The sequence below is a fragment of the Pseudoalteromonas sp. SG43-6 genome (genome assembly GCF_014164365.1).
Taxonomy (GTDB): Bacteria; Pseudomonadota; Gammaproteobacteria; order Enterobacterales; family Alteromonadaceae; genus Pseudoalteromonas; species Pseudoalteromonas rhizosphaerae.
The window spans coordinates 24,469-39,518 of sequence record NZ_JACJEZ010000033.1 but is presented as its reverse complement, the minus strand read 5'-3'; the positions used below and the strand labels follow the sequence as shown (position 1 = coordinate 39,518).

Sequence of the window (15,050 nt, the reverse complement as noted above, 5' to 3'; positions counted from 1 at the left end):
TAGCATATGAGCACAGCATCACTTCCTCTATTAATAATGGGGCCGATGGTGCGCCGAGCTGATGCTGCAGAGGTTTGCATACAGTTTGCAACGTCTGTAGCATCACAATTTAGTATTGAATTTGATGATATAGACGTTTTTAGTGAGCAACAGAGCATTGCTTTAGGTACTCATCTTTACTTGCACTTTGTGATCGTAAAACCGATTGCCGCAACATTGCCTGTTAATCAGCTGATCAGCTACCGCCTATTAAACAGCAACTCAGACGTTGATTTAAGTGATTTTTGTTATCAAGGAAAAGCCACCCCTGAATTTGTGATCCCGCAAAAACTTGAGCAGATTTTACATGGCTCATGCCGTAATCCACATCATCCTGCAAAAGATAGCTTAGTGGCTGCGAATGATTTTCAACAGCAAAATCGCAGTGTAAATAAAACCGGGGCGGATGTTTTACTGCTCTCTGGTGATCAAGTGTATGCCGATGATGTTGCTGGTGCGATGTTATTAGCAATTGAACGACTGATCAGCGTATTAGGAATATACCAAGAGCAACCACTGGCAATTGATTTACCTGCACAGTTAAGTGAACAACTGTATCAGCGCCACTTATATTTACCGACGGTCCCTTGGCAAAAACGCAATAAAATAGGGGTTGGCTATTGGCTAAAAAAAGATGAGCCACATTTTTCAAGCTTAAAAGCTGCAAATCACTTGATCTTTTTTGAAGAGTTTATAGCCCTTTATTTACTCAATTTTAGCCCGTTACTGTGGGATTTAATTGACTTTGATAGTATTAGCTATCAAGCAAGCACACCCAAATGCCAGCAAGTTTTTGATAATGAAAAAGCAGCTTTAACGGATTTTAAAAATGGCTTAGTACACGTTCAGGTGCTACTAGCAAATATTTCAACGTTAATGATGTTTGACGATCATGATGTTACCGATGATTGGAACTTGACGGCTGGTTGGGAGCAGGTTATTTACCAACATCCAGTTAGTCGCCGTATTGTTAATAATGGCTTGATCAGTTATTGGCTGATGCAAGGCTTTGGCAATGATGCAGGTCATAAAACAGCCGCTTTACTTGATGCGTTTAAGACGAGTTTTTCTGAGCAAAAACAATGGCAATTTAAAGCGTTTGATAAAACTATTCTCGAGTTTAATCATTGGCATTATGAGCTGAATACTGTGCCTAAAGTGGTCGTGCTGGATACCCGCACTCATCGTTGGCGTAATGAGCAAAACTTTAATGAGCCCTCTGGTCTACTTGATTGGGAGCGTCTCACTGAGCTCGAAGACAGTTTAGTGACTCATGAACAAGTGATCATTGTCTCACCCGCACCGGTGTTTGGCGTTAAATCAATTGAAGCTATTCAGTCATTGTTTAATATTTGCGGACAGCCATTATTAGTTGATGTTGAAAACTGGATGGCCCACGAAGGCTCAGCTAAAAAGTTACTGGATACCTTTCGCCGTGACGATACCCCTAAAGAAACGCTTATTTTATCGGGTGATGTACATTACTCATTCTGTTTTTCCGTACAGAAACGCTTTGGTAAGCACCCCAATAGAATTTGGCAACTTACTGCCAGTGGTATTAAAAATGAGTTTCCGCGTAAATTAATTAACGTGCTGGATAAGTTAGACTCGATTTTATACGCGCCGAAAAGCCCGTTAAACTTTTTTACAAAGCGTTGGCAGATGGAAGTCGATAAACATCAAACCATCGGGGAGGGGCAAAAATACTTGGTGAGTGATTCAGCGATTAGTTTGATTGAATTACAACAAGGAAAGCTGGCGCGTTATCAGTTACTCCATCCCGATAATCGCACCACAGAGTTTGATTTAAGCAATGATTAATTTAATGGTTTGCGCTGTTGTTTTACATAGTCGCTAACGTTACTTACTGTATCTAACCAATAACCGTTAGCAGGATCTTTCAGATAAACAAGCAATTGCTCGAGTACTTTTGCGTCAGTGGTATATTGATCTCTGTTACCAATTTCATGGCCCGCTAAAATCAACCAAGCATTATTTTCCCGTAATTGATCCAGCATAGTAATGATTTCATCAAAACTCATTCCGTCGATCCTAAGTCCTGTTAGCTGTGCAAAATCAGTAAAATTAGGATTATTAGCTGACTCATCTAACCAAGTTCGGCCGCTGTCAAAATGTTTAGCGATTAAAGGCACGTAGCTCTTAGTATCAATGCCCCGGCCAACAAATGTATTGCCGCACGGATAAGCAAAGGCGCGAGGGGTCACTCCTAAATGATCTTTTAGGTATTGCTGCGCTGATAAAATATCATTTTCAAGCCACTTGAGTGTAGTGTGTTCAAGTGATAAGTCTTGTGCTCTTAACCATTCAAAATTCCCTGTACATACGTGGCTGCTGGTATGATTTGCAATTTCATGGCCCGATTTTACCGCGTCTTGCCACTGAATTAGGCGCTGCTTAACGTTAAAAGGGGAAACATAAAAAGTTGCTTTGACTTGGTGCCTGTTCAAAATCGCAGCGCCAACATCGACTTGGCTGTGACGAGCATCATCAAACGTGATACTCACAGCATTTTGCGCTTTATGCGGGTAATTAAAACCAAGGTATTTTTGCGACTCAGGATTGGCAATAACAGAGAATGACAGTACTGAAATAGTCATGATCAATGAAGATATTTTTAACATGGTAGTCCTTACACTTTCTTAGTCTATATATAGAAACAAGTTATGTGTAATAAAGCAATGATTACCTATGTGACTGAGACTGAATAAATTTCAAGACGATAGCTTATTCATAGAAAAAAAACGCCCAGAACGAATCCGCATTGTTCTGGGCTTAGGGGATGGCTCTAATGAGCCTGCGCTAACTTTAAAAACACCTTCTAAGTTCATTAAGGGAGAAGTAGAAAGTAATATTAAGTGTAGTTAACATATGTAAAAAAACCCAATAAATGATGATTTTTTATACTGCTTATAAAACAACTGTTTGTCTTAAAACGAAGCGCAAAGCTTAAATTTTATACATTGATTGTTGCCAACTTATCCACACCTTATTATTATCACCAGCTGATCAGTTGAGTGTTTTGTACTAAATCTCGAGGTAAGGAGTTTTTAATTTTATTTTTTTGCCATTTTCCAAGCCCTATCGGACAGCCACAAAGGGTTAAAACCACTTCGCCAAGTGCGTTGCTAGGTTCGCTTAAACGAATATCTTTACCTTGAAAGTAGTCATTGGCCTGCTCGTTACTTAGCGCAATTACATTAGCCTTACATTGGCCACCAAATACGGTGGCAAATTCGTGGTTAAGACGCACCCCATTTTTGTGGATCATGCCCAGGTGGATACCAAGTCGCGCGTATTTTATTTTGTTTTCAATGGCGGCAAACTGCTCAGGGAATAGCCACAGTTCTTTATCGCGCTGCATTAGTGAGCCGCTGAGTGATGTCAGGTCAAATTGTTTTTTTAGCTCAGTGTAAAATGCTTGGCTGGATTTTTTGTCAAACGGCTGAAAAGGGAATGCACCTTTTTTTACTTTTTGATTTGGATTATCGCAGCTAGCAAGCTTTTTAAACTTAGCAATAAAAAAGCCTTCGCTGTCGAATGTTTGCGGCCAGACATGCAAATAGCCTTCGCTGGTTGTGGCTCGCTCTGCACCTGCAAACAAATGATCTAATGGTTGTATTTCAAGATGTTCTGTAAACTCAGTGAGAAGATATTCGCACACTTGCTGATTTTCGAGCGGGGTTAAAGTACAGGTTGAATAGACTAATGTACCGCCTGGTTTTAATGCATAGAAAGCGCTTTTTATTAAGTTTTTTTGCACTTTGGCAATATCAATGTTTGACTCAATCGACCAATTCTTTAAGGCATCAGCATCTTTTCGAACCGTACCTTCGCCAGAGCATGGGGCATCGAGTAAAATACTGTCAAAGCATTCATACATATAATCGCCAAAAATAGCCCCATCAAAATGCGACAATGCACAATTGCCAACTCCCATACGCTTTAATGTTGCGCTGAGTACTTTTAAACGAGATGACGACAATTCATTGGCAACCAATACCCCGTGATTATTCATTAATGCTGCTAATTGTGAAGTTTTAGAGCCAGGAGCGGATGCCATGTCGAGCACATGAGTTGCATCAGTTAATGCGTCTTTGAGTGCTATTGGTGGCAGCATCGAACTGGCTTCTTGTACATACATAGCGCCACTTAAATGTAGATCCGTGTTACCCAGTGCCAGAGCTTGCTCTTCATGTTCACTGCGCTCTAACCAAAAACCTTCGCTACACCATGGGATTGGGCTTAATGTCCAGCCTCTATCAAGGGCATACTGCTGAAAATCCTCAACCGACATTTTAAGCGTATTGACACGTACAGATTTACGAAGCGGTCTGCGACAGGCATTGAGAAAGTCATCCAATGTTAGGTGTGCAGGTAAATAGGTCTTTACGTCATCTATAAAATGCTGGGGAATATAGGTATTGGCGTCCAAGGTCGTGCTCACAGAGAATTTTAAAGTTGTATTCTAGCATTATTAGTGGCTCAGAGCAGTGCCTTAAATAATCTTTTAAAGTATGCAAACCTGTCGACACTTAGTGCATAAATGTGTGTTTTAAGTATTTTTAAACATTATTTATTATGCTTATGTCGACAATAGCCGTTTTAAAACGCAGTTTTTACTGATTTAGGGTTGACACATTTACAGCTAAAGACCATAGTGTATCCGTAAATTGTCGACAATCTTAGAAAGGTGAACAATGACGCAAGATGCTTTTAGTGAAACACCTATTACTACCGCCTCAGATCAGGTATTTGTGGATATGCGTCGAGAAATTGTCGAAGGCAGTATTGTTCAAGGTAGCAAGATATCCGAGCCAGAACTGGCAAAGCGTTATGGTGTAAGCCGTGCAACGCTTCGTGAAGCGCTTAACCGCCTTGAAAGTTGTTATTTAGTTGAGCGTAAAGCGAATGTGGGTTGTCGTGTTGTGGCACTTACAGCTGAACGTTTAATAGAAGTATATCAAGTTCGCAGTGCGCTTGAAGGTTTAGCGTGTCGTTTAGCTGCCGACAATATGGCACCGGATGAAGTACAAAGTTTAAAGCAATTACTTAATCAGCATCTGAAAACACAACGTGTAAAAGAGGGTGAGTCTTACTATCAAGAAGCCGGCGATCTGGATTTTCATTATCGCATTATTAAAGGCAGTAAAAACGACCACCTTATTCACTTATTGAGTAACGGACTTTATCAGTTAATTCGTATGTATCGTGTGCAAATGGGTATGGTTGGGCCTCGCGTATCAAAAGCGTTTGATGAGCACTTAGCCATTATTAATGCGATTGAAAACCATGATGGGGAATTAGCTGAGTTATTGATGAAGCGCCATATCAGTGCATCGCAAGCCAATATACAAACGAAGTTTAATTTACATGCCGCGCAAAATGAGCGCGCGGAGCAGTAAAAACGTCATATTAAACCATTAAAAAATATAAGTTGTCATAAAGCAACCCCGTTCAAAGTTAGGAGAATGTAATGTCAGCAGGATTAAAATTTAAACAGGCGATTGCCAATAATCATCCATTACAAGTCGTCGGCACAATCAACGCTTACACGGCGATGATGGCTGAAAAAATGGGTCATCAAGCAATTTACCTTTCAGGTGCAGGTGTCGCGAATGCTTCATTTGGTATGCCTGATTTGGGGATGACCAGTCTTGATAATGTTTTGGAAGATATTCGCCGCATCACAGGTGCCAGCGATTTACCATTACTTGTTGATGCCGATACTGGTTGGGGTGGAGCATTTAATATTGCTCGCACAGTCAAAGAGATGACCAAAGCTGGCGCGGCGGGGTTTCATATTGAAGACCAAGTAGCGCAAAAGCGGTGCGGCCATCGCCCGAACAAAGAAATTGTCTCGCAAAGCGAGATGGTTGACCGTATTAAAGCAGCTGTTGATGCTAAAACTGACAGTGACTTTTACATTATGGCGCGTACTGATGCGTTTCAAAAAGAAGGCTTAAATGCCGCGATTGAACGTGCAGCAGCCTGTGTTGAAGCCGGCGCCGATGCGATTTTTGCAGAAGCCGTACACGATCTTGCCGACTATCAAGCCTTTACCAAAGCGATTAATGTGCCTATTTTGGCCAACATTACTGAGTTTGGCCAAACGCCAATTTATACTAAAGAGCAACTAAGTGATGTAGGCGTAGAAATGGTGCTTTACCCACTCAGCGCGTTCAGAGCAATGAATAAAGCGGCACTTAACGTCTATTCAGCAATTTTAAATGAAGGGTCTCAACAGAGCCAAATTGAAAATATGCAAACACGTGCTGAGCTTTATGACTTTTTAGATTATCACTCGTATGAAAATACACTCGATAACCTTTTTTCAGCAAAATCTGATAAATAATAATAAATTCAACAGGAGACACATCATGGTAGATAAAGCATTAGGCGGCGCAGGACTTCGCGGACAAGTAGCAGGCCAAACAGCACTTTGTACAGTAGGGCAAACCGGTTCAGGCTTAACGTATTGTGGTTACGACATTGCAGAGCTTGCTGAAAAAGCGCAGTTTGAAGAAGTATCTTTCCTGCTTTCGCGCGGTGAATTACCGACCTCTGCAGAGCTTAGCGAATACAAAGCTAAACTAAAAAGTTTACGTGGTTTACCACCGGCACTGAAAACTGTACTTGAAAACATTCCAAAAGACGCGCACCCAATGGATGTTATGCGTACAGGTTGCTCTATGCTAGGTAACCTTGAAATGGAGCATGATTTTAGTCAGGCTAATGATGCCATTGACCGTATGGTTGCGGTATTCCCAAGCATTATTTGTTACTGGTATCGTTTTACTCACGACGGTGTGCGTATTGAAACACAAACTGATGATGACTCAGTTGGCGCGCATTTTTTAACGCTACTACATGATAAAGCGCCATCAGAGTTATTTGCTCAAGTGATGAATGTATCGCTGATTTTATATGCAGAGCATGAATTTAATGCCTCAACCTTTACTGGTCGCGTTTGTGCATCGACATTATCTGACATTCACTCTTGTGTAACAGGTGCCATTGGTACGTTACGTGGCCCATTACATGGCGGCGCGAATGAAGCGGCAATGGATATGATTGAAGGCTTTAAAGATGCAGACCATGCAGAGCAAGAAATCATGGGCATGCTGGAGCGTAAAGATAAAATTATGGGCTTTGGTCACGCAATCTATCGCGAATCAGATCCACGTAATGTGATCATTAAAAAGTGGTCTGAAAAACTCGCTGCAGAGCTAGGTGACGAGGTACTTTATCCAGTATCAGTGCGCTGCGAAGAAATTATGTGGCGTGAGAAGAAGTTATTTTGTAACGCAGACTTTTTCCATGCATCGGCGTATCACTTTATGGGCATTCCAACTAAGTTATTCACCCCTATTTTTGTTATGAGCCGTGTAACAGGCTGGACCGCACACGTAAAAGAGCAACGCGCTAATAACCGTATTATTCGTCCAAGTGCAGATTACACTGGGCCAGAAGCGCGTAGTTATACGCCAATCGAATCACGTTAAGACTATTAAAGGTGGGCGAAAATACGCTCACCTTTTATTTTTTGCACATTGCCACTAGCGCATAGTTTTTAAGGCCTCTTTTTTCATACATCCCTTAAACACGCTATACGTGTGCGACCACCGTCACCAAATTAGCGAGTCTTGTAATGACTATCATAAACAATACTAAATACAGAAAACCCTTACCTAACTCTAATGTCGATTATTTTGACACCCAAGCTGCAATTGATGAAATTAAGGCTGGTGCGTACGCAGCCTTACCCTATACATCACGTGTTTTAGCAGAGAATTTAGTACGCCGCTGTGAGCCGCAAATGCTAACCGCAGCACTGTCGCAGCTTATCGAACGCAAACAAGATTTAGATTTCCCTTGGTATCCCGCGCGCGTAGTCTGTCACGATATTTTGGGACAAACAGCGCTGGTTGATTTAGCTGGCTTGCGTGATGCCATTGCAGCCAAAGGCGGCGATCCAGCTAAAGTTAACCCAGTAGTACCAACACAGCTGATTGTTGATCACTCATTAGCCGTTGAATACGCAGGGTTTGATCCTGATGCTTTTGAAAAAAACCGCGCTATTGAAGATAGACGTAACGATGACCGTTTCCACTTTATTAATTGGACTAAAACTGCGTTTAAAAATATTGATGTGATCCCTCCGGGTAACGGCATTATGCATCAAATCAACCTTGAGAAAATGTCGCCGGTGATCCAAAGCCGCGATGGGATTGCTTTTCCTGATACCTTAGTCGGTACTGATAGCCACACACCGCATGTTGATGCGTTAGGTGTCATTGCAGTAGGTGTTGGCGGCCTTGAAGCCGAAAGCGTGATGCTTGGCCGCGCCTCTTATATGCGTTTGCCCGATATTATTGGTGTTGAACTCAGTGGCAAACGTCAACCGGGTATTACAGCAACGGATATCGTGCTTGCGATCACTGAGTTTTTACGTGGCCAGCGTGTCGTATCAAGCTATTTAGAGTTTTATGGTGAAGGCGCAGATGCATTGACATTAGGCGATCGCGCTACTATCTCAAATATGACACCAGAATTTGGTGCCACCGCAGCGATGTTTTATATCGACCAGATGACCATTGATTACTTACGCCTAACAGGACGTGAAGAAGAGCAAATTGCCTTAGTTGAAAATTACGCAAAAACTACCGGTCTGTGGAGCGACAGCCTAAAAACAGCGCAGTACGATCGGGTATTAAAATTTGATCTATCAAGCGTTGGCCGCAATATTGCTGGACCGTCAAATCCGCATCGCCGTGTTTCAACCAGTGATTTGGCAGTGCAGGGGATCTCTGGGGTTGTTGAAAATGAAGATGGTTTAATGCCGGACGGTGCCTGTATTATTGCTGCTATCACTAGTTGTACGAATACCAGTAATCCACGTAACGTCATTGCAGCTGGTCTTATTGCGCGTAATGCAAATGCGAAGGGCTTAACTCGCAAGCCATGGGTTAAAACCTCATTAGCACCGGGTTCAAAAACAGTGCAATCGTATCTTGAAGATGCCAAATTACTGTCAGAATTAGAGCAACTTGGTTTTGGTATTGTTGGCTTTGCGTGCACTACGTGCAACGGTATGAGTGGCGCGCTTGATCCCGTTATTCAACAAGAAGTGATTGATCGCGACCTATACGCCACGGCTGTGCTCTCTGGTAATCGTAATTTTGATGGCCGTATTCACCCATACGCTAAGCAAGCATTTTTAGCGTCTCCGCCATTAGTAGTTGCCTATGCCATTGCAGGAACTATTCGTTTTGATATTGAAAAAGACGTACTCGGACAAGATCAGCAGGGCAATGACGTAACCTTAAAAGATATTTGGCCATCAGATGAAGAGATTGACGCAGTGATTAAACAAAGCGTAAAACCTGAGCAGTATAAGAAGGTTTACGAGCCGATGTTTAATTTAACCGTTGATTACGGTGAAGATAACGACCCACTTTACGATTGGCGCCCACAAAGTACTTATATTCGCCGCCCGCCATATTGGGAAGGCGCACTCGCTGGTGAGCGTACCATGCAAGGCATGCGCGCATTAGCGGTACTTGGCGATAACATCACAACTGATCATTTATCACCGTCAAATGCAATTATGGCCAGTAGTGCAGCAGGTGAGTACTTAACGCATATGGGTGTGCCAGAAGAAGACTTTAATTCTTATGCAACGCACCGCGGCGACCATTTAACTGCACAACGTGCAACTTTTGCTAATCCTAAATTACTTAATGAAATGGTGATTGAAAATGGCGAAGTGAAACAAGGCTCATATGCCCGTATTGAGCCTGAGGGCACAGTTACTCGGATGTGGGAAGCAATCGAAACCTATATGCAGCGCAAACAACCATTAATTATTGTTGCAGGAGCTGACTATGGACAAGGTTCTTCTCGTGATTGGGCAGCCAAAGGCGTGCGTTTAGCAGGCGTTGAAGTTATTGCTGCAGAAGGTTTTGAGCGTATACACCGTACTAACTTAATTGGTATGGGTGTATTACCGCTGGAATTTAAAGCGGGCACCACCCGTAAAACGCTTAAGCTAGATGGTAGTGAAAGTTACGATGTAACTGGTGAATTAACACCAGGTGCGAGCGTTAATTTAACGATTACCCGCACTGATGGTGAAGTATTAAATGTGCCAACAAAGTGCCGTATTGATACTCAAGAAGAACTATCCATTTATGCTGCAGGTGGCGTATTACAACGCTTTGCTCAAGACTTTTTAGAAGCCACGCAAAGTGTATAAGGAAAACAGCTATGACATTTAAACCACAAATTAAAGTACCTGCCACCTACATGCGCGGTGGCACTAGTAAAGGGGTATTCTTTAATCTCAGCGATTTACCAGAGGCTGCACAAGTGGCAGGTTCTGTGCGAGATAATTTATTGCTGCGAGTGATTGGTAGCCCAGATCCATATGGCAAACAAACCGATGGTATGGGGGGGGCTACTTCTAGTACCAGTAAAACCGTTATTTTAAGTAAAAGTGAGCAAGCTGATCACGATGTTGATTACTTATTTGGCCAAGTTGCTATTGATAAAGCGTTTGTTGATTGGAGCGGAAACTGCGGCAATTTAACTTCTGCAGTTGGCGCATTTGCAATTAGTAATGGTCTTGTTGATGCTAGCCGTATTCCAGAAAACGGTGTGGCTATAGTGCGAGTTTGGCAAGCTAATATTAAAAAAAGCATTTTAGTGCATGTGCCAATGACCAATGGTGAAGTACAAGAAACGGGTGACTTTGAACTCGACGGAGTGACATTTCCCGCCGCTGAGGTGAAATTAGAGTTCATTGATCCAGCGGATGGCGATGGTGCGCTATTTCCAACAGGCAATGTGGTTGATGAACTAGCAGTCCCTGAGTTTGGTGTACTTAGAGCCACTATGATCAACGCGGGTATCCCTACTATTTTTGTTAATGCAGCAGATATCGGCTATACCGGCACTGAACTTCAAGATGATATAAATAATGACGAACAAGCATTAGCTAAGCTTGAGTCTATTAGAGCGCATGGAGCAGTAAAAATGGGCTTGATCGCTCATATTAGTGAGGCGGCAGCGCGTCAACATACACCAAAAGTGGCATTTATTAATAAACCAATGAAATATCTAGCTTCAAGCGGTAAAGAAATTCACAGTGATAATATCAACCTACTGGTACGTGCCATGTCGATGGGGAAACTTCATCATGCCATGATGGGGACTGCCGCTGTTGCAATCGGCACCGCAGCTGCGATAGCAGGATCGCTCGTTAATCTTGCAGCTGGTGGCGGTCAGTTGAGCGAAGTTAATTTTGGCCATCCGTCAGGTACATTAACTGTAGGCGCGCAAGCGATACTTCAAAACGGTAAGTGGCAGGTAACCAAGGCCAGTATGAGTCGCAGTGCTCGTGTGCTAATGGAAGGCGTTGTCCGAGTACCTGAGGCGAATTAATTAATGTAAGAAAACGAAAAGTGACTGCTAAGTTACTTTTCCTCTCTTATTTATGTGAATGAATGTAAATGGATTTGCATTATTTTATATCTTTCGGTTAACATTTCATCTCTTATCTGTTCCCCAATCAATTAAAAAACAAATGAAAAATAATTAAGAACTTGTTTTTAAATGTTTTTATTTTTTATTTTCTTACTGGATATATAAATTCTTTGAGCCTGTCAGTTGATTATTTACAGGTGTAATTAAAATTACATTTTTCCATAAATTGTCATATATTGGTGGTAAGTTGATAACATGTAATAACAAAGTAGCTTATTGCGTTAACTTGATACGGTTTGATACATAATTTTAACTTAAATGACTGTTGATATTAATATAGGCTACGATTTCAGTAATGCTATTTGCTAACAAGCACTCTAGGAGATTTTCATGGCGAAAAGAATAATTAAATTTACCCCAATTGCAGCCTCGGTTGCATTGACTCTCGGCCTAACTGGTTGTGGTTCAGATAATGATAATAACTATAACAAGCCTGACCCAGTTACAGTATATAAAGGCGAAGTCAGCACTAATTTTAATACCCAAGTATCTGGGAAAGCGGTAAAAGGTTCGTTAAAAAATGCTGTAGTGACAGTATCTACAGTCGATGACTCGGGTGAACCTGTTCCCGTTGCGTATCGTTTAGAGGCTGCGTCTGATGCAAGCTATACTGCAGAATCGACGACTTCTCAAGCTGATGCTGATGCCAAAGCACAGGCAATGGTTGCGGCAGCTAATCCAACTGAGACAATGACATCAATCACGGGTGCCTATAATATTTACCTTGAAGACGGCTTTACGGGAGCACTTTATATTACGGTGAGTACGTCGAAAGAAGATGATGACAGTATGGTTAAATGTGATTCATTTACTGGTTGTGGCAGCTATGATGAAGCCCCAGCAGCATCTGAAGACGCTGGGATGATAAATAATGGTGATACTGCGATTGATTTTGGCGAATGGTACAAAGACGATCTTGAACTACAGGTTGTTAAGTTTATTAAAGCGCCAGTAGCGCCTGCAAGTGCTCGTGGTATTAATTTTGCGGAAGGTGATGGGAGTGGTGCACAGCAGTACTTTGCTAATGTGACTCTTTATACAAGTATTGCAGCAAAAATATTGTTAGATGGCGCTAAAGATGGTTCAACAGTCTCCGATGAAGCAGTTGCAGCGGCAAGTTTAAAAACATTAATTCAAATATTAGGCCCTGATACCGCAATTAAAGCAGCTTCTTTACTTGGTGATATTTCTCTTGGTGGTGCGGTTGACTTCAGTGATATTGGCGAAGGTGATTCACTGGATGCAGGTACTTTGGCATTAGTTCAAACTGCCGTTTCATTGCAGTCTGTTGCTGGGGCGGGTGCCAATGGCTCATTAAAAGACCTGATTGCAAGTTTGTCTGCCGCGGTTAAAGAAGGCAAAGTAAGCAACAGTGACAATGAAATTGTCCAAAAGATTGCAGCTGAACTACAAAAAGCCGTTGAGAATACTAGCCTTATTTTTGCCGCAGTAGTAACAGGTGAAGGCATTGATGAAGCATTTACTAAAGTTGCTGAAAACTTAGGTATTACCGATCCTGATGAGATTGCAAAACTCAAAGATAAAGCCACTAAAGCTGTTGAAGATGTGCAAGCAAAAGCAAAAGAAAAAGGCTTAGATAAAGATTTAAATGAAACCGCAAAAGAAGTAAAAAAAGCATTAGAGAAGATTGGCTGTGAAGATAACTGTGATGCTGGTGATGACTTTGTAGCTAAAGTAGCTGCAGAATTAGAATCACAAATAACAACTATCACTAGCGCATTAGCAACTGCTACAACTTCCGTTTCTAAGGGCGTGACTGAACTCAATACAGTTAAAGAATTGGGGGATGCAGGTTTAGATACAACGGATAAAGTACTCGCTTATAGTTCAGCAGTATTCACTTTATCGGGTAATAAAGTAGCGTATAGCCAGTTGCAAGTAGAGCTTTCTGCTGCGCTTAATTCAGCCACTTCAATTGCCAGCACTGCCGCAGGTTTAGGGGATGAATATCAGCAACTAACAGATAAATCAGATGTGTTAGTCAATGCCATAACAGCACAACTTTCTGCCGTTGTTACGTTAATTAAAGGTATTGCAGAAGAAGAAGCACGTTCTAATGAGGCTGTAGCAGCATTTGAATTAGCACTAGATGTTGCCAAAAATAATGCTAGTGTTGCCAATGCCTCACTAGGTTCAGCTGATTCAGCTGCAATGGTTGCTCAAGCCGATTTATCGACGGCTATGATGGCTGTTGATGCAGCAATGCTTGATACAAAAGAAAATGCTGTAGCTGCTCTTGCATCAGCACAATCTGCAATTATCCAGGCTATGGCTCTTAGTACTAAAGCAAATGAACTTGCCAGTGCTGCTGGCCAAGCTGAAACTGCTGCTGCATCGTTAGCGGCGATTGCTTCCGAAGAAATTGATAAAACAATGGCCGCTGAATTATCAGCAGCTGCAAAATTAAGTACTGCGTTTGCAACTGAACTTGCAGATAAAGCCGCTACTGCTCTTACAACAGCTACAACTCTTGAAACAAATGCTAAATCCACAATTGCTAAGTTTGAGCTGTTAGTTAAGGTAAAAGCAGGAACAGAACAAGCGCGTAGTGCTACGCTTATAACTAAAACTGGTGGCCAAGCTTTATTTGATATTTCAGAAGTAATCTACGACGTATTGACTGAAGCATGGGATTATGGGGATGAAGGAGTTGATGTGGTTTCAACTCGCTATCCAGCTTGGACTTACAGTTTTGATAAAGATGATTTAGAGCTGGATCTTATGAATACAGTAACAGGCGAAAAGGTTACTGTGAATGGCTCCATCAACAACAAAGCGCTTATTTTTGCTTTTGGTGGTATGATAAAAAGCGAAGATGGTGCGGTTATTAAAATCGAAACACTAGCTAACATGAGTGATGCTTTAGAAGATTGTGTTGATGCTTACTATGGCGTAATCTCAACAGAGCAATCTGACTCATGTTTAGCAATTGACTTTGAGGAAGAAGTTAACTCAGATACGGCTATTGATGGAACTGTATTGGCTGTAAATGGTTGGAGCAGAGTCGAAATAATTGATGGTGATTCTGGTTTTGTGGGTACACTTTCATTAGCAGGAACCGACTCTTCTAGTATAGCTGCAATTACGGCTTCAGGATTAACTTCAGGCCTTAACTTTACCGCAACTATTTCTATTGATGGTAACTATCAAGAAGACCTTTACGGATTAGAAATTCAATTACATAATGGGTTTGGTTACGAGTTGTTCATTGGCGCTCGAGATGGTGAAGATTTCTCTGGGTCTGTTAATGCCAATTTCAATAATATGATTACGGAATTCGGACAGGTTACAGAAATAACAAATGGTATATCTGTTAAATATTATGATGGCGAAGTCATCGATTACACAGATATTACTTTCTTAGATTCGTCTAAGTAAAAGTAACTTTAAGAGGGAGAGTACTCTCCCTCTTAGCTAAAATAATA

9 protein-coding genes are annotated in these 15,050 nt (G+C 41.7%); 7 read left to right on the top strand and 2 right to left on the bottom strand.

All coding sequences use genetic code 11. From position 1 onward, the window contains the following. The first annotated feature begins 6 nt into the window (after positions 1–6). Positions 7–1,860 (top strand): metallophosphatase, encoded by a 1,854-nt coding sequence (locus H5201_RS14595; RefSeq protein ID WP_182760811.1) that lies wholly within the window; start codon positions 7–9, stop codon positions 1,858–1,860. Here H5201_RS14595 and H5201_RS14590 read toward each other — a convergent pair. Both H5201_RS14590 and rsmF read right to left on the bottom strand, forming a co-directional pair. Next, on the bottom strand, positions 1,857–2,681 hold the full coding sequence (locus H5201_RS14590; protein ID WP_182784973.1) for a polysaccharide deacetylase family protein: 825 nt from the start codon (positions 2,679–2,681) through the stop codon (positions 1,857–1,859). The genes H5201_RS14595 and H5201_RS14590 overlap by 4 nt on opposite strands. Positions 2,682–3,055: 374 nt before the next feature. Continuing rightward, positions 3,056–4,492: a 16S rRNA (cytosine(1407)-C(5))-methyltransferase RsmF gene (gene rsmF, locus H5201_RS14585; protein ID WP_182718766.1), complete on the bottom strand. Its 1,437-nt coding sequence runs from the start codon at positions 4,490–4,492 to the stop codon at positions 3,056–3,058. Positions 4,493–4,757: 265 nt separating this feature from the next. Here rsmF and H5201_RS14580 point away from each other — a divergent pair, with 265 nt between their 5' ends. From H5201_RS14580 to H5201_RS14555, 6 genes are all read left to right on the top strand, one after another. Next, entirely contained in the window at positions 4,758–5,462 is a 705-nt protein-coding gene (locus tag H5201_RS14580) for a GntR family transcriptional regulator (protein ID WP_145233596.1), read from the top strand. Between the two features lie 71 nt (positions 5,463–5,533). Next, positions 5,534–6,412, top strand: coding sequence for a methylisocitrate lyase (prpB, locus tag H5201_RS14575; RefSeq protein WP_145233598.1), 879 nt, complete (start codon positions 5,534–5,536; stop codon positions 6,410–6,412). Between the two features lie 25 nt (positions 6,413–6,437). Continuing rightward, entirely contained in the window at positions 6,438–7,562 is a 1,125-nt protein-coding gene (prpC, locus tag H5201_RS14570; RefSeq protein WP_145233600.1) for a 2-methylcitrate synthase, read from the top strand. 146 nt (positions 7,563–7,708) lie between these two features. Beyond that, positions 7,709–10,315: a Fe/S-dependent 2-methylisocitrate dehydratase AcnD gene (acnD, locus tag H5201_RS14565; RefSeq protein ID WP_182784971.1), complete on the top strand. Its 2,607-nt coding sequence runs from the start codon at positions 7,709–7,711 to the stop codon at positions 10,313–10,315. Positions 10,316–10,326: 11 nt separating this feature from the next. Beyond that, entirely contained in the window at positions 10,327–11,502 is a 1,176-nt protein-coding gene (prpF, locus tag H5201_RS14560) for a 2-methylaconitate cis-trans isomerase PrpF (RefSeq protein WP_182718741.1), read from the top strand. A 432-nt stretch (positions 11,503–11,934) separates the two neighbouring features. Next, positions 11,935–15,003 carry a hypothetical protein gene (locus tag H5201_RS14555; protein ID WP_182718742.1) on the top strand — a complete coding sequence of 1,023 codons (3,069 nt, stop codon included), beginning with the start codon at positions 11,935–11,937 and terminating at the stop codon, positions 15,001–15,003. Positions 15,004–15,050 lie beyond the last annotated feature (47 nt).